Origin of the sequence: Rugosimonospora acidiphila, from assembly GCF_039543385.1 — a bacterium.
In the GTDB taxonomy this organism is placed as follows: domain Bacteria; phylum Actinomycetota; class Actinomycetes; order Mycobacteriales; family Micromonosporaceae; genus Rugosimonospora; species Rugosimonospora acidiphila.
Window position 1 is genome coordinate 103078 of record NZ_BAABJQ010000003.1, and the last position, 23185, is coordinate 126262.

Annotated in this window: 17 protein-coding genes and 2 pseudogenes; 7 read left to right on the forward strand and 12 right to left on the reverse strand. The window is 70.1% G+C overall.

All coding sequences use genetic code 11. The features are described from left to right. The first annotated feature begins 129 nt into the window (after positions 1 to 129). Positions 130 to 627 (forward strand): DUF2231 domain-containing protein, encoded by a 498-nt coding sequence (locus ABEA87_RS05765; protein WP_345626745.1) that lies wholly within the window; start codon positions 130 to 132, stop codon positions 625 to 627. Positions 628 to 766: 139 nt separating this feature from the next. On the opposite strand, the gene ABEA87_RS05770 is transcribed toward ABEA87_RS05765, so the two are convergent. Together ABEA87_RS05770 and ABEA87_RS05775 are read right to left on the reverse strand one after the other, a co-directional pair. Further along, positions 767 to 1660 carry a class I fructose-bisphosphate aldolase gene (locus ABEA87_RS05770; protein WP_345626747.1) on the reverse strand — a complete coding sequence of 298 codons (894 nt, stop codon included), beginning with the start codon at positions 1658 to 1660 and terminating at the stop codon, positions 767 to 769. A 168-nt stretch (positions 1661 to 1828) separates the two neighbouring features. Next, the gene (locus ABEA87_RS05775; protein ID WP_345626749.1) at positions 1829 to 4195 is read right to left on the reverse strand and encodes a phosphoketolase family protein; all 2367 of its coding nucleotides are present in this window, start codon (positions 4193 to 4195) and stop codon (positions 1829 to 1831) included. Positions 4196 to 4961: 766 nt separating this feature from the next. Between ABEA87_RS05775 and ABEA87_RS05780 the strand changes: the two genes are divergently transcribed. After that, the gene (locus ABEA87_RS05780; protein ID WP_345626751.1) at positions 4962 to 8144 is read left to right on the forward strand and encodes a glycoside hydrolase family 3 N-terminal domain-containing protein; all 3183 of its coding nucleotides are present in this window, start codon (positions 4962 to 4964) and stop codon (positions 8142 to 8144) included. Between the two features lie 60 nt (positions 8145 to 8204). On the opposite strand, the gene ABEA87_RS05785 is transcribed toward ABEA87_RS05780, so the two are convergent. The 4 genes and pseudogenes from ABEA87_RS05785 to ABEA87_RS05800 form a co-directional block, all read right to left on the reverse strand. Then, positions 8205 to 8414: a hypothetical protein gene (locus ABEA87_RS05785; RefSeq protein WP_345626753.1), complete on the reverse strand. Its 210-nt coding sequence runs from the start codon at positions 8412 to 8414 to the stop codon at positions 8205 to 8207. A gap of 136 nt (positions 8415 to 8550) precedes the next feature. Next, positions 8551 to 9192, reverse strand: a pseudogene (locus ABEA87_RS42545) (MFS transporter); the annotation flags it as partial. Between the two features lie 667 nt (positions 9193 to 9859). Next, positions 9860 to 10759, reverse strand: coding sequence for a DUF3592 domain-containing protein (locus ABEA87_RS05795; protein WP_345626756.1), 900 nt, complete (start codon positions 10757 to 10759; stop codon positions 9860 to 9862). Positions 10760 to 11027: 268 nt separating this feature from the next. Then, positions 11028 to 11774, reverse strand: a complete 747-nt coding sequence (locus ABEA87_RS05800) for a CGNR zinc finger domain-containing protein (RefSeq protein ID WP_345626758.1) — start codon at positions 11772 to 11774, stop codon at positions 11028 to 11030. An 87-nt stretch (positions 11775 to 11861) separates the two neighbouring features. Here ABEA87_RS05800 and gap point away from each other — a divergent pair, with 87 nt between their 5' ends. From gap to ABEA87_RS05815, 3 genes are all read left to right on the forward strand, one after another. Then, positions 11862 to 12863, forward strand: a complete 1002-nt coding sequence (gene gap, locus ABEA87_RS05805) for a type I glyceraldehyde-3-phosphate dehydrogenase (protein ID WP_345626760.1) — start codon at positions 11862 to 11864, stop codon at positions 12861 to 12863. Between the two features lie 402 nt (positions 12864 to 13265). Further along, positions 13266 to 13484, forward strand: coding sequence for a helix-turn-helix domain-containing protein (locus tag ABEA87_RS05810; RefSeq protein ID WP_345626762.1), 219 nt, complete (start codon positions 13266 to 13268; stop codon positions 13482 to 13484). Continuing rightward, the gene (locus ABEA87_RS05815; RefSeq protein WP_345626764.1) at positions 13484 to 14191 is read left to right on the forward strand and encodes a Clp protease N-terminal domain-containing protein; all 708 of its coding nucleotides are present in this window, start codon (positions 13484 to 13486) and stop codon (positions 14189 to 14191) included. Before ABEA87_RS05810 ends, ABEA87_RS05815 begins: the two co-directional genes overlap by 1 nt. Positions 14192 to 14224: 33 nt before the next feature. On the opposite strand, the gene ABEA87_RS42550 is transcribed toward ABEA87_RS05815, so the two are convergent. From ABEA87_RS42550 to ABEA87_RS05825, 3 genes are all read right to left on the reverse strand, one after another. Next, positions 14225 to 14515, reverse strand: coding sequence for a DUF7677 family protein (locus ABEA87_RS42550; RefSeq protein WP_425570773.1), 291 nt, complete (start codon positions 14513 to 14515; stop codon positions 14225 to 14227). Positions 14516 to 14539: 24 nt separating this feature from the next. Then, entirely contained in the window at positions 14540 to 15280 is a 741-nt protein-coding gene (locus tag ABEA87_RS05820; protein ID WP_345626766.1) for a hypothetical protein, read from the reverse strand. Positions 15281 to 15435: 155 nt separating this feature from the next. Next, positions 15436 to 15894 (reverse strand): DUF6924 domain-containing protein, encoded by a 459-nt coding sequence (locus ABEA87_RS05825; RefSeq protein WP_345626768.1) that lies wholly within the window; start codon positions 15892 to 15894, stop codon positions 15436 to 15438. Positions 15895 to 16068: 174 nt separating this feature from the next. Between ABEA87_RS05825 and ABEA87_RS05830 the strand changes: the two genes are divergently transcribed. Beyond that, positions 16069 to 17409, forward strand: coding sequence for a hypothetical protein (locus ABEA87_RS05830; protein WP_345626769.1), 1341 nt, complete (start codon positions 16069 to 16071; stop codon positions 17407 to 17409). A 97-nt stretch (positions 17410 to 17506) separates the two neighbouring features. On the opposite strand, the gene ABEA87_RS05835 is transcribed toward ABEA87_RS05830, so the two are convergent. Then, the gene (locus ABEA87_RS05835) at positions 17507 to 18910 is read right to left on the reverse strand and encodes an MFS transporter (protein ID WP_345626771.1); all 1404 of its coding nucleotides are present in this window, start codon (positions 18908 to 18910) and stop codon (positions 17507 to 17509) included. Positions 18911 to 19049: 139 nt separating this feature from the next. On the opposite strand from ABEA87_RS05835, the gene ABEA87_RS05840 reads away from it, so the two are divergent. After that, the gene (locus ABEA87_RS05840; RefSeq protein WP_345626772.1) at positions 19050 to 19934 is read left to right on the forward strand and encodes a helix-turn-helix transcriptional regulator; all 885 of its coding nucleotides are present in this window, start codon (positions 19050 to 19052) and stop codon (positions 19932 to 19934) included. Positions 19935 to 19977: 43 nt separating this feature from the next. On the opposite strand, the gene ABEA87_RS42555 is transcribed toward ABEA87_RS05840, so the two are convergent. Both ABEA87_RS42555 and ABEA87_RS05850 read right to left on the reverse strand, forming a co-directional pair. Further along, positions 19978 to 20646, reverse strand: a complete 669-nt coding sequence (locus ABEA87_RS42555) for a tetratricopeptide repeat protein (RefSeq protein ID WP_425570784.1) — start codon at positions 20644 to 20646, stop codon at positions 19978 to 19980. Between the two features lie 22 nt (positions 20647 to 20668). Further along, positions 20669 to 23047, reverse strand: a pseudogene (locus ABEA87_RS05850) (AfsR/SARP family transcriptional regulator); the annotation flags it as partial. Positions 23048 to 23185 lie beyond the last annotated feature (138 nt).

A 23185-nucleotide genomic window follows, 5' to 3' on the forward strand; every position in this document is an offset into this window, starting at 1 on the left:
GGCCGGGCCGGCGGCGGAGGGCGGAATCGACGTGCTTGCCGCCGCCGTCACGCGCCCGGTGCATAACGCGGTGCCCTCCGGGTAGCCCAACCAGGGCAGGCCGCCGGCGTGCCGGGAGGAGGCAGACGGATGCAGACCCGAGCGAAGGCCATGGGTCACCAGATACACCCGATGTTGGTGGCGTTTCCCCTGGGACTGCTGGGCACCGGGGTGATTTTCGACATCGTGTTCCTGATTACCGGTCGGACGGGATTCGAGATCGCCGCCGCGTACACGATCGGTGCCGGTGTCATCGGCGGGCTACTGGCCGCGCTGTTCGGCGCCATCGACGCGGCCTCGATTCCGTCCCGTACCCGGGCCAAGCGGATCGGCCTGCTGCACGGCCTGGGCAACGTCGCGGCACTGGCGCTGTTCGCGATCAGCTGGGTGCTACGCGAACAGGCGACCGCCTGGCATGCCAGCACCCTGGCGCTGATCCTCAGCTTCGTGGGCATCGTGGTGCTGGCCGGCACCGCGTGGCTGGGCGGCGAACTGGTGGAGCGGCTGGGCATCGGGGTCGCACCGGACGCGGACGTGAACTCGCCGAGTTCGCTGTCGTCGCAGCGCCGGGGGCTGGCCAGCCACTGACCCCAATCAAGCAGGCCCAACGAGCCCAGGCCGCCGGTCCGTCCGGCGGCCTGGGCCGGCCCGGGTCGCGCGCCGGCCGTCCGATCGGATGGTCACGCGTTCAGATCGTTGGTCTGCTCAGTTCGGTGGGTGGGTGTGCTCAGGTCGATGGGTGCTCGGCGAGGATGTCGCGCAGCTTGCCGACGAGGCGCAGCGAGTCTTCGCGGTCGCGCTGCCAGACGTTGCGGCCGAAGATGAGGCCGGCCGCGCCCGCCCGCATGGACTCTTTGGCCTTCTCCAGCATCTTCTCGTCGCCGGCCTTCTCGCCGCCGGAGACCAGCACGAGCGTGCGGCCGGCCGCCGCGACGACCGCGTCGATCGCCTCCTGGTTGCTGAACTCCCCGTCGTACGGCGCCGGTACCGCGCTGCGCTTCTCCGGGTGCGGGAAGTTCACCTTCACCACATCGGCGCCCAGTTCGCTGGCGATGCGCGCGGCGTAGTGCACCGAGTAGAGGGAGTCCTTGCCGCCCTTGGCTTCGATCGCGGCGCCCCGCGGGTACGCCCAGATGACCACCGGCATGCCCAGCCGCTGCGCGTCGCGGCGTACGGCGGCGAACTGGGTGAAGTCCTCGTGCTGCGCGGGTGAGCCGATGTAGAGCGTGTAGCCCACCGCGTCGGCGCCCAACCGCACCGCGTCCTCGACCGTCGCGTTGACCGGGGACAGCGCGTAGTCGTCGGACGGGATCTCGGTCTTGCCGTTGAGCTTGACGATCAGCGGCACCTCGCCGGCGTAGTCCCAGTAGAACTTCTCGACCATGCCGATCTGGACGGCGATGCCGTTGAACCCGCCCTCCACGGCCAGCCGCAGGATGTAGGTCGGATCGGCCGACGCCGGGTTGGCGAAGAAGTCCCGGGGGCCGTGCTCGAGCCCCTGGTCGTACGGCAGGAACATGGCCTTGCCGTTGCCCAGCCCGTGCTGGTAAAGAATGCGGTGCAGCCGCGCCTTCTTGCCCGTGTCGAGACCCAGCTCGCGCAGCGGTTTGTGGTTGCCCATCCTGACCTCCTTGAGGCTGCTCTCACCCCTCTACCCACCTGCGCCGCGCGAAACGGCCCAACCGCCCGTCCGCGACCCCGGTGCCGCGTCCGCGAGCGATGCCCGCCCCGCCAGCGGTGCCGGCCTACGAGCGGCGCCGCTCCGCCAGCGGTGCCGGGCGCCGGATGGTCAGCCGGACCCGGTCGGCCAGAGCCAGCCGCGCACCTCGGGCAGATCCTGGCCGGTCTCGTGGACGTAGTCCCGGTGCTCCGCGCGCTTGTCCACCATCCGCTGGCGCAGCGTGGCGGCCCTGCGGGACAGCCCCGGCACCCGGTCGATGACGTCCATCACGAGGTGGAACCGGTCCATGTCGTTGAGCACCAGCATGTCGAAGGGCGTGGTCGTGGTGCCCTCCTCCTTGTACCCGCGCACGTGGAAGTTGTCGTGGTTGGTGCGCCGGTAGGTGAGCCGGTGGATCAGCCAGGGGTACCCGTGGTAGGCGAAGACCACCTGCCGATCGGTGGTGAAGATGGCGTCAAACTCGGCGTCCGGCAGGCCGTGCGGGTGCTCCGAGGCCGGCTGCAGGCGCATGAGGTCCACCACGTTGACCACCCGCACCCTCAGCTCGGGCAACTCGGTGCGCAGCAGGTCGGCGGTGGCCAGTACCTCCATGGTCGGCACGTCGCCGGCCGCCGCGAGGACCACGTCCGGGTCGCCCGCGTCGTTGGAGGCCCACTCCCAGATGCCCAGCCCGCGCGCGCAGTGCCGCGCGGCGGCGTCGACATCCATCCAGGTCGGCGCGGGGTCCTTGCCGGCCACGATGACGTTGACGAGATCGCGGGTGCGCAGGCAGTGGTCGGTCACGCAGAGCAGGGTGTTGGCGTCCGGCGGCAGGTACACCCGGACCACCTCGGCCTTCTTGTTCATCACGTGGTCGATGAAGCCGGGATCCTGATGGGAGAAGCCGTTGTGGTCCTGGCGCCAGACGTGCGAGGTGAGCAGGTAGTTCAGCGACGGGATCGGCTTGCGCCAGCTCAGCCGCTGGGCCACCTTGAGCCACTTGGCGTGCTGGTTGACCATCGAGTCGATGATGTGCGCGAACGCCTCGTAGCACGGGAACAGGCCGTGCCGGCCGGTCAGCAGGTACCCCTCCAGCCAGCCCTGGCAGGTGTGTTCGGACAGGATCTCCATGACCCCGCCGCGCGGCGCGAGGTGCTGGTCGACCGGCGCGATGGTGGCCTGCCAGACCTTGTCGGTGGCCTCCAGCACGGCGCCCAGCCGGTTGGACTCGGTCTCGTCCGGCCCGACGATTCGGAAGTTGCGGTACGGCCGGTTGGCGATTGTGACGTCCCGCAGGTACGTGCCGAGCACGCTGGTGGCTCCGGCGGTCGAGCCGGCCATCACGCCGTAGCCGTGGAAGTCCGGCAGCTCCAACTCGCGCGAGATCCGGCCCCCGTTGGCATGCGGGTTGCCGGACAGCCGGGCAGTACCCCGAGGCAGCCAGTCCACAATGGACGGCTTCGGCGTACCGTACCGGTCGAAAAGCTCCTCGGGCCGGTACGACAGCATCCAGTCGCGCAACATGGCCAGGTGCGCGCTGTCATTGTGGATGTCGGCCAGCGGCACCTGGTGCGCCCGCCACGTGCCCTCCACCGGCTCGCCATCCACCTGTCTCGGGCCGGTCCACCCCTTCGGGGTGCGCAGCACCACCATCGGCCACTGTGGACGGTCATCGATCCCGCCCTCCCGGGCGGCATCCCGCACCGAGGCGAGTTCGTCGAAGATGGTGTCGAGGGTCGCCGCCAGCGACTGGTGCACCGCCTCGGGCTCGTAGCCCTGCACCAGGTACGGCCGGTACCCGTACCCGCGCAGCAGGTCCTCCAGCTCGTCGTCGCCGATACGCGCCAGCACCGTGGGGTTGCTTATCTTGTACCCGTTGAGGTGCAGGATCGGCAGCACAGCGCCATCGGTGGCCGGGTCGAGGAACTTGTTCGAGTGCCAGGAGGCGGCCAGCGCCCCGGTCTCCGCCTCGCCGTCACCAATCACACAGGCCACCACGAGGTCGGGGTTGTCCAGGGCCGCCCCGAACGCGTGGGACAACGAGTACCCCAGCTCGCCGCCCTCGTGGATCGACCCGGGCGTCTCCGGCGCCACGTGCGAGGGGATCCCTCCCGGGAAGGAGAACTGCTTGAACAGCCGGGCCATGCCCCGCTCGTCCAGCGACACCTGCGGGTAGACCTCGCTGTAGGTGCCCTCCAGCCAGGCGTTGGCGACCAGGCCCGCGCCGCCGTGCCCGGGTCCGGTCACAAAGATCATGTCCTGGTCGCGGCGGGCCACGATCCGGGACAGATGGGCGTAGAGCAGGTTCAGGCCGGGCGTGGTGCCCCAGTGGCCCAGCAGCCTCGGCTTCACGTCCTCGGGCACCAGCGGCTCGCGCAGCAGCGGGTTGGCCAGCAGGTAGATCTGGCCGACGGACAGGTAGTTCGCCGCGCGCCAGTACCCGTCGATGGCGGCCAGCTCCTGCGCGCTCAGTGGCGCGCTGTCGACCACGATCATGGCCTCTCCTTCCCGCGCCGGCACCGGCATCGCGCGCCGGCCGACCGGCCGGTCGTGGCCCGTCGCGCCGCGCTTCGCATCGCCGGCCGTGGCCCCGGCCGGCCGCCGCCGACCCCTCCCGGGTATGCCCGCTGGGACGGCCGCCATTCGGCGGTACGGCCGGTGTGACCGGGGACCTCGCTCGTGTCACACTCGGTGCGACGGGTGGGGCCGGTGGGGGAAATGCGGCAGGCGTGGGCGAGCGTGCCGGATGAGGCCGCGGTGAGCTTGGGGACGAGCCTGCCCGCTGGGGTCCCTGTTGCCGGCGGGGGCCGCGTGGCTGTTGTGGTTCCTGCGCTGCCTGTGGTCCGCGTGCCGGCCGGGACCAGCGTTGCCGCTCGGGCCGGCGCGCCGAATGGTGGCGAGCGCGGTGGCCGCCGCGCGATCGACCGCGGCTCGCGGTCGGCCGCCCGCCCTCGGAGAGCGCTCCCCGACATACTCATTGATCAGCGTTGACATAGAGGGAGACCACTTTTAATCTCGGTGAGAACGCTCTCCCCCCGGACCGTCCAAACAGCACCGACCCGCACATCGGCAACGCGATCTCGCACAGCAGCGACAAGCAGCGCAAGCGACAAGCAGTGCACCGGAAAGAAGCAGGTCTGGGCCTGGCGGTGTCGAGGCGCCCGTGACCAGCCACGCCGGCGGTCGCCACGGGGGTGTCCTGCCATCGACGCAACAGCTGTGTGGCCCGCTCCTCGACCGTCGGCCGCCGGGGAGGAATGCCATGTTCGGACCCCTGTCCAGACCGGTGCGAAGGCGCGGCCGCGCGAGCGTGGCGGCGGTCGGCGTCGGCCTGCTCGTCGCCTCGCTGATCTCGTGGATACCGGCCGAGACCGCGTTCGGCTCGACCAATCTGCCCGTCGTCGAGGACTTCGAGGGCACCCTGCCGATCACCACGGGCAACCCGGGAATCTTCCCGTTCGGTGCCGACGCGGCCAGCACGCCGACGCTGACCCAGGTGCCGGTGACCGACCGGTCCGGCGCCGACGCGGGCGACCACGGCCTGGACGTCAGCTACCACGTCACCGACTACGGCGGCTACACCGAGGACCTCGCCACCGCGCAGGACTGGACCGCCTACGGCGGCTTCAGCTTCTGGGTCAAGCAGACCGGGACCGGGCAGCGCATCGAGTTCGAGATCAAGGACGGCGGCGCCGACGGCGAGCACAGCGAGCTGTGGCAGGGCTTCTTCACCGACTCGGCCACCGGATGGCAGCAGATCAAGGTGCCGTTCAGCGACTTCGTCAAGCGCACCGACTTCCAGCCGACCGGTGCGCCCACCGACGGCAGGCTCGACCTCACCTCGATGTGGGGCTACGCGATCAACATGGCCGCCTCCACCTCCGGTGATCTGGTCTTCGACGACGTGGTGCTGTACGGCACCGCCCAACCCTCGGTCAGCCCGGCCACGGGCGTGTACACCACCGGTCAGGGTGGCTCGGCCTCGGTCGGGGTGGTCGTCAACCAGCCCGGCGGCGGGCCGCTGGGCGCGGGCGTCACGGTCGGGTACACCCTCGGCGGCGGTACGGCGGTGGCCGGCACCGACTTCACCGCCGGCAGCGGTACCCTGACCTTCCCGGCCGGTACGCCGTCCGGCACCGTCAAGACGATCGCGGTGCACACGATCGGCGGTCGACCGGCATCGGTCGCGAAGACCATCCCCGTCGCGCTGACCGCCACCGGGGCCACCCTCACCGCCTCCGGCGCCACGGTCGTCATCGACGCGCACGGCCTGCCGTACCTCGACTCCAGCCTGTCGGTCGCGAAGCGGGTGACCGACCTCATGTCGCGGATGACCCTCGCCGACAAGGTCGGGCAGATGACCCAGGGGGAGCGGACCGCCGTCGGCGACGGTTCGGACATCGCCACGTACCGGCTGGGTTCGATCCTGTCCGGCGGCGGATCCGTGCCGACCCCCAACACCCCGCAGGCGTGGGCCGACATGGTGGACAACCTCCAACTGCACGCGCAGGCGACCCCACTGCAGATCCCGATCATCTACGGTGAGGACTCGGTGCACGGGGACAACAACCTGCAGGGCGCCACGGTCTTCCCGCACGACATCGGCATGGGCGCCACCCGCGACCCCGCCCTGGCCGAGCAGGAGGGCCGGGTGACCGCCACCGAGACCCGGGCCACCGGCGTCCAGTGGGCGTTCGCGCCGTGCGTGTGCGTCACCCGCGACGAGCGCTGGGGACGCAGCTACGAGTCCTTCGGCGAGGACCCGGCACTGGTACAGCTGATGGAGACCGTCATCGACGGCCTGCAGGACAACGGGAACCTGGCCGACCCGACCGCCGTGCTGGCCACCGCCAAGCACTTCCTCGGCGACGGCGGCACCGCGTACGGCTCCTCGACCAACGGCACGTACACCATTGACCAGGGCGTCACCTACGCCACCCAGCAGCAGGTCGACGCGCTGTACCTGCCGCCGTACCAGACGGCCGTGGACAAGGGCGTCGGCGCGGTCATGCCGTCGTACTCCAGCCTGCAGATCCTCGGCAAGGACTCCGCCCCCACCAAGATGCACGCGCGCACCGACATGATCACCGGAGTGCTCAAGAACCAGCTCGGGTTCAAGGGCTTCGTGGTCAGCGACTGGTCCGGCATCGACCAGATCGGCCCCGACTACAAGAACGACGTGAAGGTCGGCGTCAACGCCGGCATCGACATGGTGATGGTCCCGTACAACATCAAGGACTTCACCACCGACCTCACCGCGCTGGTCGGCAGCGGCGACGTCGGCATGGCCCGGATCAACGACGCCGTGTCGCGCATCCTCACCCAGAAGTTCGAACTCGGACTGTTCGAGCATCCGTACACCGAGCGCACCAACCTGCCCACCGTCGGCGACGCGGCGCATCGGCAGGTCGCCCGGCAGGCCGCCGCCGAGTCGCAGGTGCTGCTGAAGAACTCCGGCAACGTCCTGCCGCTGTCCAAGACCGCGAAGGTGTACGTGGCCGGCTCCAACGCCGACGACCTGGGCAACCAGACCGGCGGCTGGACGATCAGCTGGCAGGGGCAGTCCGGCCCCGGCGACGTCGGCACCACCATCCTGGCCGGCATGAAGCAGGTGGCGCCGCACGCCACCATCACCTACAGCAAGGACGCCTCGGCGCCGACGAGCGGGTACAACGTCGGCGTGGTGGTCGTCGGCGAGACGCCGTACGCGGAGGGCGTCGGCGACGTCGGCAACGGGCACACCCTGCAGCTGTCGGTGGCCGACCGGGCCGCCGTGGACAAGGTCTGCGGCGCCATGAAGTGCGTGGTGATGACGGTGTCCGGTCGCCCGCTGGACCTCACCGGCATCGTCCCGGAGGCCGCCGGGGTGGTCGCGTCGTGGCTGCCCGGTACCGAGGGCGAGGGCGTGGCGGACGCGCTGTTCGGCAACCGGCCGTTCACCGGCCGGCTCCCGGAGACCTGGTTCAAGGCCGAGAGCCAGCTGCCCATCAACGTGGGCGATGCGAACTACGACCCGCTGTACGCGTACGGCTGGGGCCTGCGCACCGACAACGGGCGCGACCGGCTGGACTCGGTGCGTGACCAACTGGCCGCCGTGCACGGCGACCGGGACGTCGCCGACGCGGTCAAGGCGCTGAACCGGGCGCTCACGCCGGGCTGGTGGAGTAAGGACGGCACGGTGCGCGACGCCAAGCGGGTGCTGGCCGCCCTGCAGGACGCCGCGAACTCGCTGCACCGCTCGTCGCGGGACACCTTCGACCAGGACAACCTGGTGGTGTCCGTGGCCCGGGACGTGACGCAGGCGGCGATCGCGGGCGGCGGCCCGGCGGCCATGCCGCTGACCGCGTCGCTGACCGCGAACGCCGAGCACGCCCTGCTCACCATGCGGCCCGACCAGGCGGTGTCGCTGCTGACCCAGGCGTACAACAAGGCCGGCCTCGCGTAGGGCCGGAACGCTCACGCCGCCCGCGGTACCGCACTCGCCGGTACCGCGGGCGGCGCTCGGTCAGTGGAGGTACGGCGGGGTGTCGGCGGATGTGGCGGGGCGGGTCGCGGCGTCCCGTGCGGCCGGGGCGCCGGTGCCCGCTCGGCGGGCGGCGGTGTAGGCGATGGCGACGGCAATGGCGAGGACGAGCAGGCACGGACCCAGGATGGCGGTGCTGAAGTGCCCGATGAGGACGCCGACCAGCGCTGGGATGGTTGCCGAGCCGACCACGGACGCAGCCACCTGCACGCCGGCCGTTTGGTCCGCGTGCTCGGCGCCGACGCGCTCCAGGGTGGTGAGTGTCAGCAGGGCCGTACCGCTCGGCGAGTGGGCCGAGGACGAGCCGGCCGAGGCACAGCGTCGCCCAGTACGCCGACACGGTCGCCCCGGCCACCACGTGGCTCAGGCCGCGGCCGCTGCTGAGGAACAGGAACGTCCACAGCGTGGTGGTGGATTCGAACCCGGTCTGCACGGCGACACCGCGCCACAGTCCGCCCATGCGCAGCGCGTGCCACATCTGCGACGGCGGAGGCCGCCGGCGTGGTGGTGGGATGATGGCCCACCGCTTGGCGGTGGCGAGGAAGGCGAACGACACGACGGCCTGCACGGCGGCGGTGCTGGTGTATGCCCACCGCCAGGACAGGCCGCTGTCGATGATCGCGGTGACGACCAGCGGTCCGGCCATCGCGCCAAGGCCGTAGCTGGCGTGCATCCAGTTGATGTGCCGGGCGGTGAACTGGCGCGCGGCGTATACGTTGAGCGCGGCCTCGACCCCGCCGGACCCGGCGGCGAGCAGCACGATCGCGGCGATGAGCACCCAGAACGCGGGTGCCAGGCCGAAGCTGGCGAGCGCCGCGGCAGACAGTGCGGTGCCCACGGCCAGCAGCCGGCCCATGCCGGCGCGGTCGACGACGAATCCGGTGACGGTGCTGGACAGCAACGAGCTGGCGACGCCGAAGGGCAGCAGCGACCCGACGGCGCTGACGGGCGCGCCGACGGTCAGTCGCATCGAGGGCCAGGCGACGCCGAACAGGCCGTCGGGCAGGGCCCTGCTGATGTAGGTAACATCGCGGCCCTCTCGATGGCGTCGCCCAGGACACGGCGCCGAGCGTGCTTGACGCGGGCGCCCATGACGCCGCAACGCCTTAATCGGCGTCGGACAGCAGACGCGGTGCTGTCAGGGTGAGTGCGCCGAGGCACGCAAAGACCAACACGAAAGGCGGAGCGGGCAAGGATCGGCGATTCATGCTCAATGACCCCGGTGTCTGACCCCAACGCTGAGGCCAGCCGGCCGCGAGATACCCCACGCGGCAAACCTCCCGACCCAAGTCAGCAGCCGTGACCGCGCCGTACCCGTCCCTTGCGATCAGGAGGTCGCTGGCACCTCGCCCCTGTCTGCGAGAGCCTCGGCGGCATGGGTACCAGCCCAGTCCGGGCGGTCTGGGCACTGTGGGGCCGGGGGTTCGACGCTCCCGGGCTGACCCGGATCGTCTGGCAGGCACACGTCGGCGACGAGGCCTCCTGCCGGGTGACGACCAAGGCCGGGGTGCGGTTGTGTCTGGTACCCCTGTCAGTCATTATCGCCGAGCCTCGCTACAACGCCTACTGGAACGCGTTGCGGGGTGTCTTCCGCAGCGGACTTCCTATCAACGCGAACTGGTCGGTTGCCGAAGTCGCTACCGCGCCTTCTCGAAGACCAGGCCGGGCGGGGCGAACGCGAACCAGTGCCAGGCCGCGAACGCCAGCAGTAGGAAGTAGACCGGGATGAACAGGCTGGCCAAGACGAACGTCCACAGCAGAATGATCATGACCAATGCGACGTAGAACAGGACGGTGGTGGCCGGGTCCCGGACCAGGCGGGCGTGCGCCTCGGCGGACGGGGCCTCATCATCGGTCGCCCCGGCGGGCCACAGGCGTCCCCGACTCGGTACCTCGATGATGTACGACTCGCCCGGAGGCGGGCAGCGCCTGATGGCGACCCGCCCGCCTCGCGGGAAGTCCGCCAGCCAGGGCTCCCACAGGACCTGCTGGTAGCGCACCAGCCCCTGCTCGTCGGTCAGCCTCACCCAGATCCGCCCGGCCTTGCGGCGCCAGGCGGGCGTGGGCTGGATGTGAGCCACCGCGAATCCGACCTCGCCGCGCCGGGCCCCCCACCACCACCGGCTCAGCCGAACCAGCCAACACAGCAGCACCACGGTGCCGGCGAGCACCACCAGCAGGAGGATGTCGAAGCGCGTTGTCCTGCTCTCGGTGGTCAGTGCGTAGGCACGCTGCGGGTGCTGCGGGTCATAGCGCACGGTGAAGGGGTCGCCCAAGGCGATCCGTTGGCCGGAGACCGCATGAAACACGGCTACGTGGGAGGTTTCGTCACGGTCCAGCCAGGTCACCTCGACGGGCTCAGGCTTGCCGGCGTACACCTGGGTCACCTGGCCGATGCTGCGCTGGGTGGCGCGCCGTTGCTGTTCGGCGGCGCGCTGATGGCCGGCGATGGCCACCGCACCCCACAGCAGGACCAGTGCGATGGTGATGAAGACGACCGCGCAGATGCTCCGCACCCGACTGGCTGGTGGCCGCATTCTGGACCTTCCATGGCTCGACTGGCCATAGTGTCATCCGCCTGCCGGCGCACACTGTCCCGGACCGCCCGCCCCGGCGACGGAGGCGTTGCGGTCCATGCCGTTTCGCCGACTTTGCCGGCCGGTTCGCCGTGGTGGCCGTCCGGATCCCGATAATGGGCGGCAAGGGGCGCAGCGGCGCGATCGGGCCGGCCAGGATCGGCACCACCGATGCGCCGCCGGCTTCTACGCGAGATCGCCGGTGTGTGGCTATCCGACCTGACGGGCTCTAGGTGGTCTGACGGGCGCGGAACTTGGCGACCTTGGCACGGTTGCCGCAGCGGCTCATGTCGCACCAGCGGCGGGTCCCGCGGGCCGAGTTGTCGAGGAACATCCGGGTGCAGGCGGGGCCTTCGCATTCGTGCAGCTGGGCCGCGGACGGACCGGTGACGAGCGCGATGGCGGCGCGGGCGACGAGCGAGAGGGACGCTTGGGCGGATCCCGTGCGGACCAACGCACCGGTGTCGTCGATGCGTACGAGTGGGGGCGCGATCGCGGCCGCCTGGTTCACGATGGCTCGGTCGGCCGGATCGAACAAGGCGACGGCGCCAGCGGGAACGGCGCGGTCGAGGGGCGTAGCGACCCCAGCACGGCCGGCGACAACAGCACCGTCCGTCACACCGGCGCGGTCCGCCACATCAAAGCGATTCGCCGCGACAGCGCCGTGCGCCGCGACAGCGGGGTCCGGGGCGGCGATGACGGCGGCTGTGGCGGTGTCGTTGGCCATGATGTGGCGGCTGGAGTGGGCGGCCATGGCGGCGTAGGCGAGGCGGTATATGGCCTCTCGAAGGTTTTTGGCGGTGGCGAGGTCGTCGTCGTCCGGGGTGGCCGAGGGGTCGGCGATGCCGGCGGCCGTGAACCAGCGGTGCAGGTCGGCGGGGGAGTGGAGGAATTCCACGGGGGTGCCGCCGTAACGCCTGCCGAGGGTGCCGGTCAGGTCGAGGGCGAGGTCGCCGCCGAAGAAGTTGAACTCCACAACGCCATGGTAACCAGCTTGACCGGTTTCACCGGGCCCCCCATCATGTAACCTGACAGACTGGTTACACGATGGGGGTTGTTCGCCATGACCGTGCGTGTGGGCATCAACGGCTTCGGCCGCATCGGCCGCGCCCTGCTCCGGGCCCAGTTGGGGCGCCGGGCGGACGTCGAGATCGTCGCCGTGAACGACCTCACCGATGCGCGGACGCTCGCGCACCTGTTGAAGTACGACACGACCGCCGGCACGCTGCCCGCCAGCGTCACCGGCGGCGACGACGCGATCGAGGTGAACGGTACGAAGATCGCCGTTCTGGCCGAGCGGGATCCGGCGCGGCTGCCGTGGAAGGAGCTGGGCGTGGACCTCGTCGTCGAGTCGACCGGCCGGTTCACCGACGCGCACCAGGCCCGCGCGCACCTCGACGCCGGCGCGAAGCGGGTGCTGATCTCCGCGCCCGCGAAGAACGAGGACCTGACGTTGGCGATCGGCATCAACGACGACCTGTACGACCCGCAACGCCACACGATCGTCTCGAACGCTTCGTGCACGACTAACTGTCTCGCCCCCATGGCGAAGGTCCTCGACGACACGTTCGGGATCGAGCGGGGCGCGATGACCACGATTCACGCGTACACGCAAGATCAGAATTTGCAGGACGGACCGCATCGCGACCCTCGGCGGGCGCGCGCGGCGGCGCTGAACCTGATCCCGACCACGACGGGCGCGGCGAAGGCGATCGGCCTGGTCCTGCCTCGGCTCAGCGGCAAGCTGGACGGCTACTCGATCCGCGTGCCGGTGCCCGTCGGCTCGCTCACTGATCTGACCGCCGAACTCGGCCACGAAGCCACGCCGGACGAGATCAACGCCGCATTCCGGGCGGCTGCGGACGGCCCGCTACGCGGCATCCTGGAGTACACCGAGGACCCGATCGTCTCGAGCGACATCGTTGGCAGCCCGGCGTCCTGCATCTTCGACGCCAGCCTTACCAAGGTCGTCGGCGGCACCCAGGCCAAGATCTACGGCTGGTACGACAACGAGACCGGCTTCGCGAACCGCCTGCTCGACACCACCCTGCGCATGGCCGCCTGAAACCCACCTTCCCGTCCGGTACGCCCCCGACGCATCCCGGGCCGGGGCAAGTCCGGATCGTGGTGCGCGCGGCCGGCGTCAGCCTCAGCGACTGGAAGAAGCGCGCTCGCGGGGCGCGCCGACGCGCACCGGGTCAGCGAGGGCGGCCGCGTGCGGGGCAAGCTCGTTCTCCTGATGGAAGGTCACCACGAACGCTGGCACGTTGCTCGGGGAGCCCCAGCGGGCCGACTCCGCTCAGTGCTCGCCGACGAACTCGGCTACAGCGATCAGTCCCACCTGGTCCGAGACTTCACGAGTGTCATCGGCAGGTCCCCGGCTCGCCAGCGGCTATGAGCGCGCGTCGCAACGATCCGTCCGTCAGCATATGTTGACGGGTGTGCCTCGTCAGCATATGCTGACGTCATGTCGATGATCGTTGACCTCGACCGCGCCGCGAACGGCAGCGACCACGACGCCGCGCTGCGCGCGATCGCCCGGCTCCGCCGCCTGATGGAACAACTAGAGGCCGAACAGGTCATTGCCGCACGACGAGCGGGTTGGTCCTGGCAGGACATCGCCGCACGGCTGGGCGTCACTAAGCAGACCGTTCACCGGAAGTACCGCCACAACGAGGAGGTCTGATGTTCCGAGGTGATCACCCCGATCTTCGCCGTGTCGTGCACAGCGCCATGGTCACAGCCCGCGATTTCGGACATCCCCGCACCGGCAGTGAGCACGTCCTGCTCGCCCTCACCGCGGCGGGTGGCGCCGTCGCCGCCGTGCTCGGCCGGCACGGCGCGACCGAGGCGGTCGTCCAGGAGGCGGTGCGCCACGCCGCACCCCTGGGCGCCGGGGCCGCCGCCGACCGCGAATCCCTTGTACCTCTCGGCATCGACGTGGACGGGTTCTTCTCCCGGCTGAGGCCGGCAACGCTGGACCGGCCAACCAAACCCGAGCCGCTGCTGCCGTTCGGAGCCGCCAAGGCACGACGGCGATGCGCCCGGTTGAACCCGCCGCTCGGTCTCGACGTCCAGGCAACCTACGAAGCATCGCTCCGACTCGCCCTCGCCCGCAGAGACCGCGAACACCGGCCAGAACACCTCGCGCTGTCCCTCGTCGCGCTCGATCCCGGCGCCGCGTGGGTGCTCAGCGGCGCGGGCGCCGACACCCGCGCCCTCCTAGCCGACCTCGCCATCGCCTATCCGCCACCGAGGCGCAACCTGCTGCTGCGCGCCGAACGGCGGGTCGGGCAGCGGTCACGCCGCCGGGACCTGATCCGGCGATACGAGCGCACGACGGGGCGCACGGTCACCTCCGCCGACACGGTCGCCGTCCTGATTACCAGCTGAACCACATCTGGTTCCGTCGCGACAGCTCATCGCCTATCGGATGGCTGGCTTGAGCGGTTCGCGGTGGCCCTGATTCAGGGTCGTTCGGCGGCAGATCCGGACACCGGCGGACGAGGGCTCATCCGGTTCCGCTCTGCCAAGGCCTGCCTCAGAAGAGTTCGCACTCCCCGGCCTGCAGGTCGGCTTCGCCGGGGGGAAGTCCGCCAGTGCAGTACCTGAGTAATTGATCCCCTCCAACATCCGATGGCCCACCGATCCGCGGGCGACCCAACCGGCGAATCTACGGATGGCGCCCGATGCGCCGGGGCTCAGGTGGGAAGTCACGGTGACGGACTATGGCTGCGGGCGTTACCCGACTTGTTCGGCGTGGGCGAGGTACCGCAGGCCGCGTCTGAGGAAGGCGCGCGGATTGGTGTCGAGGTACCGTGCCCATCCCGGGTCCGCCTCATTGCGCAGCCACGCGTGCCGGGCCAAGCCGTAGCCATACATGGGCTCGGTCAGATAACCGGATCGGCTGGCGCGGGCGTAGCTGTACGCGCCTCGAACTGTTCGCGAGTAATCGAACGCGGCGTTGGCGCTGAAGATGCCCAGGCCGAAGAAGATTGTCAACAGGTCAGTCAGTGGCTCGTGGTCCTCCTGCTGGGCGGAGATCCGGCCATCACCCAGTAACAGAACGTGGCCCAGTTCGTGAGCGACGGTCGCCACCAGTGCCATCGGGTGCTCGGCCTGGTCATCGCGGATGCCGATGACCGAACGGCCGTCGCGGATGCGGTGATGCCCGGCCGCGCCCGTCGACCTCGAGTTGACCGGGATGTACGCCGCCAGTTCGGTGTGGTCCTCGGCCGCGTCGTACTCCAGGTCCACCCGGGCGGGGTCGATGTCCATGTGAGTACAGAGCCGCTCCAGCACCGCACGGATGTCCTCCCGCGTGCCCCGGTACGTGCCGGGAAAGTAGTCGTCGGTCGGCAGCACCACGTCGCCGTGCAGCCGCCGGGTGCCGAACTGGCTGACGAACCAGTCCATCGAACGCTCGATCCAGCCCTGCTCGACCGACCGCACCGGGCAGTCGACCTGTCGCCACCACGCCATCCCACGATTGTGTGGTGTCTCGGCAACTCGGATCTATGGTCCCTGGCGGGCACGCGCGAAGGACCGGCCTGCCGCATCGTCGAGGCCGCGCCGCAGCCCAGCGGGTCGCCGGCCCCACGTGCCGGCGACCTGGCCGCACGGAGAACTGGCTGCCGCTACTCGAAGCCGCGGAAGATGCCGTCGTCATCGACGCTGCCCGCGAACTCCTCCCAGTCCATGTTCGCCAGAAACAGGTTGTTCTGTACCGACCACATCGCCGATGGCACGACCCGGAAGGTGGCGCCGTACTGGGGTCCCCTGCCCTGGTCCTCGAGGCCCTCGACCCAGTCGTAGAGGTTCACCACGAGAATCGGCCGGTCGGGATGAGTGAGCGCCTGCGTGTCGACGAGGAACACGAACCTCGCGTCCGAGTCGTCAGGCACGATCCGCAGCAGCCCTGACGCGGTCAGGCCCTCGTATGCCTTGTCGTCCACGAAGTCGACGTAGGCCTGGAACGCGTGCTCGGTCTGCGGTTCGTCGATCGCCGCCTGTATCCGCGTCCACTCGTCCTGGTGGGCGAAGTCGGTGCGGATCACGGGGGTCGCGAAGTTCCTACGCCATATGGTGTCGTCCATGCCGAGCACCGTAGCGGGTGACGCGGCGGCAAATCCGGGCTCGGTCGCGGATGCCGAGGCACCGAGCGGCCGGACCGGTCCACACGCGCTCGCGCGAGCACTCGACGCGCCCGTGTGAGGTTCCGTCCTCCGACTGTTGATCGACGCCGGGCACCACAGGGGTACGATCTGCCGGTGATGACGCCGGACGAGGCGGCTGCGGGTGTGGTTTCGGCACTCCAGTCCTGGGACCACGCCGCCTACAACGCGGCCGGTCGCGCCCTTATCGCAGCATGTCGAGCGGCGTCGGCGGAGGAGGTCGAGCGAGGTCTCGTCTGCCTGGCGCCAGTGCTCGCGGAGGTCGAGCTCGGCCGGGCGTCGGCGCTGGCTGATACCGCCGCCGTCATGGCCTTCGGGCTCAGCGATGTGTCTCCGTTTCTGGGCATGTTCGTGACGCGCGCGTGCCAGGCCATGGAGTCGGCCGCGGAGTTCCGAAGCCTCTACAACGACGTGCTCGGTGAGCCGCCGTCGTCAACGGACCAGTCGGCCTTCAGCGCGACGGTGGAGCGCTTCAAGGCGGCGGGCGCGCGAACCAGTGACCCTGTCGGTCTGGCGGAGGCGTGGTTCTACGGGAACGCGTGGGTGCGGCCGGCGCTGATGTTGTCGCAGCGCGCCGAGGTCCGTGCGGCAATGCCCGAGCGGGAACGGCTGCTGCGGGCGATTGAAGCGATCGGCGACGACTTCGACAATGCGGAATTTCTGTACGGACTCCTGCTCGTGCTCGACGAAGCGCCGGTGCTCGTATTGCACCGGCCGTCCGGCCGTGGCTTCCGCGTGGTTATTGACGGCGTCGGAGACAGCAGACAACTGCACACCCTGCTCGCCGCGCGGTTGATCGGTGACCCAGACGCGGGATGGTTGCCGGGCGAACCACCGACCGCGGCGATGCTGGCTGCCGCCGACGGAAGCGGGGACTGGAACCTTCCGGGCGGCATCATCGGTCAGTTCGACATGGCCGACGCCTACGGCCGGCCGGTGGAGCACATGCCCGCCTACATCCCGCTGCTCGATGGCGAACGGGTAGTCGTGCTCGACCCCGCGACCGATCCGCGTCGATGGACGTTCGGCCGCAGGTACCCACTGATGACACCAGCACTGCGCGTCGACGCGGTACTCGCCGGTGATGTCGCCGCGGCCTGGCTCGCCAGGGTACGGCCCGTTCAGCCGGACGAAGGGCCAACCGACGACCTGGCCATCCCCGGCCACGATGCGGCGGAGATCGTCGATTGCGTGCTGGGCGAGAAGCTCAACGGCGCGCCGGCGCCGACGATCCAGCGGCTGCTCGTCAGTCGCTTCGGGCTATCGAATGCGGACGCCGTGATCGCCTGGGACCGCACGCTCGGGGGTGTATTTCGAGCGGGCACGCACCCGAGGAACCGGCCGGATCCCGAGAAGGATCCAGTCGCGGCCGAGGCGTACCGCCGGGCAACCGACGATCCGACCCTGCGGCGCCTCGTGTCCGTCGCGCCCCGCTGAGCCATCCGCCGGGCGACCTGCCACCAAGGACTCCCGGGTAGCCAGCGTTCGTCGACCGCGATGACACCGCCTTCCCATGGCGTTTGGCGCGATGCGTTCATCGCCTGCTGTTTCTGCCTGGCAGGAAGACCGTCGCCACGAACGTCACGAGCAGGAGCACCGCGGCGGACAGCAGGCTGAGCCGTAGCCCGGGAACGAAGGAGCCGGGGTGGGAGACCAGCGCTCCGAAGACGGCGACGGCCAGCGCTCCGCCCATCTGACGACCGGCGTTGAAGATGCCCCCGGCGAGGCCCGCCCGCTCGGCGGGGAGGTCGCTGAGCATGGCAGCGGTCAGCGATGGTACGGCGAAGCCCAGGCCGATACCCGTCGGGATGAGCAGGACCGCGAGTAGCGGGCGGCTCGTCCCCGCGCCGATGCCGACCCCGAGCAGGGCGAGCAATCCCAGCGCGCAGACGAGCTGTCCCGCGGCGATCGGCATGCGGTACCCAAATCGAACCGCCGCCCGCGCGGAGCTCATGTTCGCGAGGGCGACCAGCGCGGTCATGGGCAGGAACATCACGCCGGCCGCGATCGCGGACTGGCCGAGAACCTGTTGGAAGAACAGGCTCAGCGCGAAGATGACCCCGTAGAACGCCGCGTTGACCGCGAAGCCGACTGTCAGGCAGATCGCGGTGGTACGGGACCGCAGCAGGCTCAGCGGCACCATCGGATCGCCGACCCGTGCCTCGGTCACCAGGAAAGCAGCCCCCGCCACGGCCGCGACCAGCAGGCCGATCAGGGTGGATGGCGTGCTGAATCCGGACGCCCCGGCCTGGATCACCCCATAGATCAGGCCGCCCAGTGCGAGAACGGCCAGGAGCTGCCCCAGCGGGTCCAGCTGCGCGGCCCTTCGCGGTGCACCCGGTACCTTGGTCAGCATCGCCAGGGTCAGCAACCCGACCGGCAGGTTGAGGAAGAAGATCGTGCGCCACCCCAGTGAGCTGGTCAGCGCCCCACCGACCACGGGCCCGGCCGCGGTGGACACAGCCCCACCGACCGTCCACATCGCGATCGCCCGGCCACGTTCGGCCGCGTCGGGAAAGGCCCAGCGCACCAACGCCAGCGATGACGGCAGCACGACCGCCGCGGCGCTGCCCTGCAGCAGCCGAGCGCCGATCAGCACGCCGGTGTTGCCCGCGAGGCCACAGGCCGCCGATGCCACCGTGAACACGGCGATCCCGGCGGCGAAGACCCGGTTGGCGCCGAGCCGGTCGGACAGCGCGCCCGCGGACAGTAGCAGCGCCGCGAACATCAGGGTGTACGCGTCCACGATCCATTGCAGGCCCGTGGTCGAGCCGCCGAGGGCCTCGCCGATGCGGGGTAACGCGACATTTACCGCAGACGCGTCCAGACCAATCATGAAAAAGCCCAGCAGGGCCGCGAACAGGACGACGCCGGACCGGACCGGGGGCGCGGGAGCGCGGGTCGGGCGACCGGCCGGTCTGACGGTGGTCGTGGTCATCGGGATCCTCTCAGCCGAATGAGCGTGCACAGACACCCTCGTGCGCTCCCGTGACCTGAGGCAGACCGCGATCTTCCGGGGTGTGACAGGGCCCCCCTCGCCGGTGCAGATCGGATCTTCGACGAGGCAGAATGGGCGCATGAGCGAACAGACCGAGCTGGGTCGGTTCCTGCGGGCCCGCCGGAGCCGAATCCGGCCCGACGACGTCGGTCTACCGACCGGGACCGGATACCGCCGCACCCCGGGACTACGCCGGGAGGAGCTGGCCGCGCTCGCTGGCGTGAGCATCGACTACTACACCCGCCTGGAGCGCGGCAAAGAGACCCGCCCCAGCCCCGCCGTTGTCGATGCCCTGGCCAACGCACTGCGCTTGGACGACGAGGAGCACGGGTACCTACGCGAACTCGCCATCCAGGCCGCCCGCCGAGCCCCGCAACCGCGGCCGCAACCCTCGCGCACCGTCCGGCCCACGATGGAATTGCTCCTGGAGACGCTGCGACCCAACCCGGCCTACGTCGTCAGCCGCACGAACGACCTTCTCGCCGCCAATCCCGGCGGCATACGCCTGCTGCACGGCATGGCTGACTGGCCGCCGCGGCAGCGCAACACGATCAGGTATACGTTCCTGCACCCAGCCGCCCGCGACCTGTTTCCTGACTGGGAGCGAAAGGCCAAGGGGTGCGTCGCGCAGCTACGGGCCGTCGCGGGCACCGACCCGGACGCGCCGGACCTCGCGGCACTCGTCGGTGAGCTGATCGTCAAGAGTCCGGACTTCAACCGGCTGTGGGAACGGTACGAGGTGCGTGCCATCGGTGACGGCTCGAAGACCTTCCGCCACCCCGTCGTCGGTACCATGACGCTCAGCCATGAGGTGCTGACTCTCAACCGTACCGAGGGGCACCGGCTGGTGATCTATATGGCACCTCTGGGCGGCCCCGAGCACGACGCCATGACGCTGCTCGACTTCGCCACTGACACGGCCGAAAAGCTCGCCGACACGGTCAGCGCGTCCTTCATGGCCTGAGCCCGACAGCCGGTTGAGTCCAGAATCGGAGCCGGCAGAGCCCTCACTCAGCGACGCCAAGGTTGGCGAGGTTGTTACGGATGGCCGCGACGGTGGTTTCTTCGGCGTGGTCGACGCCAAGACGGGTGAGGATATCGAGGGCGTGTTGCCAGTGTGTGCGGGCCTGTTCAGGTTGGCGCAGCGCCAGGTGGGCGCGGGCGAGCCCGTCATGGGCGCGGGCCTGGTCGTTGGGCTGGCCCAGTTCGGTGGCGAGCACCAGCGCCTGGTGGTGATGGGTGAGGGCGGTCTCCGGGTTACCGGTTGCGTGCTGTAGTCGGCCGAGTCCTTGCCATGCTTCGAACTGCCAGGTGCGATGGCCGCATTGCTGGGCGATGCCGAGCAGCTGTTGGTAGTGCTCGGTGGCCTGCTGGTACCGGCCCTGTGCCAGGTGAATACCGGCGAGGCCGATCAGCGCCAGCAGCTCGCCGAGGTGGTGTCCATGAACGCGGGCGAGGCGCAGCGCCTGCCAGTAGTAGTCGGTGGCTTGCTCGAAACGACCCTGCACCCGGTGGATTACGCCGAGGCCGGCCAGTGCGGTCTGCTCGGCACTGAGGTGGCCGGTGACGCGTGCCAGGTGCAGCGCCCGCAGGTGGTGGTCGCTGGCTTGCCCATACCTGCCCTGGGCGCGGCGGACTACGCCGAGGCCGTTCAGCGCCTGCAGTTCGCCCGGGATGGTGGCTCATGGTGGGGGCGAGCCGCAGAGCCCGCTCCAGGTGATCGGTGGCTTGTTCGTACCGGCACTGCAAGAGATGGACCTGGCCGAGACCCGCGAGTGCGTCCAGTTCGGCCGTCTGGTGGCCGATGGTGGGGGCGAGCTCCAGCGCCTGCTGGTAGTGGTCGATGGCATGGTCGTACCGGCCCTGTAGCCGGTGGACGTGGCCGAGGCCGGTCAACGCGTCCAGCTCGGCTGCCTGGTCGCCGGTGGCGCGTGCGGTGCTCAGCGCCTGCTGTTGCAGGGTTTCGGCGGCATGGAGTCGGCCGCGGGTGCGCAGGTGGCGGTGCAGGATGGCCGATACGTGCAGCAGGTGTGCCGGCCTGCCGTGTTCGACCGCGTGTCTCGCGGTGGCCAGCTGGTTGGGCAGCTCGCTGTCCAACCAGCCAAGCGCCGCCGCCGGGTGGGGCAGGGTGGGGCTGGGGGTGCGCGCGGGTGGAACCCGCGGACGGTGTTCACGCTCGTACGGGTAGGCGGCGTCCATGGCCGCCGCGGCGGTATGCCGGTAGTAGCCGAGGAGGCCGTCCAGGGCCATGCGCCGGCTGTGTTCGGTTTCGTCCCGGGTCGCGGTGTGGGCGGCGTGGGCGCGGGTCAGGTCGTGGAACCGGTATCGGCCCGGGGCGGGTTCCTGCAGGAGGTGGGCCTCCAGCAGCTGCTCAAGTACCCGGCCCCCCTCCCGGAGGGTGCCATCGAGCAGCGCGGCCGCGGCGTACGCGTCGATGTCTGGACCGGGGTGCAGACCCACCAGCCGGTACCCGCGTCGCAGATCGTCGCTGAGGTCACGGTAGGACAGGTCGAGCGCGGCGGTGACGCTGCGCCGCCCGGCCTCCAACTCGACCAGCCGGTGCCGCTCATCGCGCAGCCGCTGTACGAGATGGTCCAGGGTCCAGGTGGGGTGGGAGCGTAACCGGGCCGCGGCTATCCGGATCGCCAGCGGCAGCCGGCCGCACAGCTCGACCAACTCGGCCGCCACGTCCGGTGACTGACCGAACAGCCGGCTTTCACCGGCGGTTTGGCGCAGCAGGGTGATGGCGTCGGGCAGTGGCAGGGTGTCCAGCGACAGGGTGTGGGTGTGGTCGAGCCCGGCCAGCCGGCGGCGGCTGGTGACCAGCACCACGCAACCAGGCGCGCCGGGTAGCAGTGGGGTCACCTGGCTTTCGGTCGCGGCGTTGTCCAGCACGATCACCATGCGTTGATCGGCCAGCCGGCTGCGGTACAACCCGGCACGTTGGTCGAGGTTGGCGGGGATCCGGTCTCCGGCCATCCCGAGCGCGCGAAGCATCTGGTCCAGCGCCTCGCCCGGCTCGACCGGCGCCACACCATCGGTGTAGCCGTGCAGATCGATGAACAACTGCCCGTCAGGGTACCGGTCGACCATCTGGTGTGCGGCATGCACTGCCAGGGCGGTCTTGCCCACGCCGGCCATTCCGTCGATAGCGGTAATCACTACCGTGGACGCATCGTGGATCTTCCCCAGGTCGGCCAGTTCCATGGCCCGACCGGTGAATAGCTGAGGCGGGGCGGGCAGCTGCCTGGGCACCTGATGCGACGGGCCTGCTGGCGACGCGTCGGGCGGCAGGCTCCGCGCCGCGGGCACCCGGCGCGGAGCCTCATCGCTCAGCACCGCGTGCCGCAGCTCACGCAGTTGCGGTGTGGGATCTACACCCAACTCGTCAACCAACCGGCGTCGCAACCGCTCGTAGCAGCCCAACGCGTCGGCCCGGCGACCCAGCGCGGCATACAACCGAATCGGCCAGCCGTGCAATGGCTCGTCAAGGGTCCGGGCCGCGACGCCCTCCTCGACGACAGCGAGGGCGTCGCCGGGAGTACCGCGACACAAGGCCGCGTCCGCGAACCACGCCACCACCGCCCACCGCTCCTCGACCAACGCGGCGACCAGCGGGTGACTGGCCAACAGCGGCACGTCCGCCACCGGCGTGGCCTGCCACAGCCGCAGCGCCTCCTCCGCCGCCGCGGCGCACGCATCATGGCCACCGGACCGGTGCGCCTCCCGCGCCACCGCCACAAGCCGGCGGAACCGCAACACGTCGACCTCGTCATCGACCAGCCGCAGCAGGTACCCATCACCAGAACGCGTGAGCACCCCACTCGGCGCCCGCGCGACCCGCTCCGGATCCAGCGACCGCCGCAGATGCATGATGTAGGTCTGGATGACGTTCGCAGCGTGCCGCGGCGGGTCATCACCCCACAACGCCGAGACCAGGGCGTCGCGCGACAACGGCCGACCACCCGCCAACACCAGCAGCGCGAACACCGCGCGCTGCTGAGCCGGGCCGAGGCGGACTGGTTCGTTGTCGCGCCACGCGCATACCTCGCCGAACAACTGAATCCGCAGGTTCATGCCATGACCCGAGCCACTGTCCGCGCCTCCCGATCATCACATTCGGTCGCAGATCAGTTCCAACATAGGGTCGGGCATCAATTTTGTGAGCGGCGACTTCGGGTCGAAGAGCTCGGTCTGCTACTGGACGGGGGCAAC

Bases quoted from the DNA above. Each gene is read 5' to 3' on its own strand.
- ABEA87_RS05795 (WP_345626756.1), bottom strand. From the start codon at position 10,759: ATGCGGCCACCAGCCAGTCGGGTGCGGAGCATCTGCGCGGTCGTCTTC.
- ABEA87_RS05780 (WP_345626751.1), top strand. From the start codon at position 4,962: ATGTTCGGACCCCTGTCCAGACCGGTGCGAAGGCGCGGCCGCGCGAGC.
- ABEA87_RS05765 (WP_345626745.1), top strand. From the start codon at position 130: ATGCAGACCCGAGCGAAGGCCATGGGTCACCAGATACACCCGATGTTG.
- ABEA87_RS05775 (WP_345626749.1), bottom strand. From the start codon at position 4,195: ATGATCGTGGTCGACAGCGCGCCACTGAGCGCGCAGGAGCTGGCCGCC.
- gap (WP_345626760.1), top strand. From the start codon at position 11,862: ATGACCGTGCGTGTGGGCATCAACGGCTTCGGCCGCATCGGCCGCGCC.
- ABEA87_RS05835 (WP_345626771.1), bottom strand. From the start codon at position 18,910: ATGACCACGACCACCGTCAGACCGGCCGGTCGCCCGACCCGCGCTCCC.
- ABEA87_RS05810 (WP_345626762.1), top strand. From the start codon at position 13,266: ATGTCGATGATCGTTGACCTCGACCGCGCCGCGAACGGCAGCGACCAC.
- ABEA87_RS05770 (WP_345626747.1), bottom strand. From the start codon at position 1,660: ATGGGCAACCACAAACCGCTGCGCGAGCTGGGTCTCGACACGGGCAAG.
- ABEA87_RS05820 (WP_345626766.1), bottom strand. From the start codon at position 15,280: ATGGCGTGGTGGCGACAGGTCGACTGCCCGGTGCGGTCGGTCGAGCAG.
- ABEA87_RS05825 (WP_345626768.1), bottom strand. From the start codon at position 15,894: ATGGACGACACCATATGGCGTAGGAACTTCGCGACCCCCGTGATCCGC.
- ABEA87_RS05840 (WP_345626772.1), top strand. From the start codon at position 19,050: ATGAGCGAACAGACCGAGCTGGGTCGGTTCCTGCGGGCCCGCCGGAGC.
- ABEA87_RS05815 (WP_345626764.1), top strand. From the start codon at position 13,484: ATGTTCCGAGGTGATCACCCCGATCTTCGCCGTGTCGTGCACAGCGCC.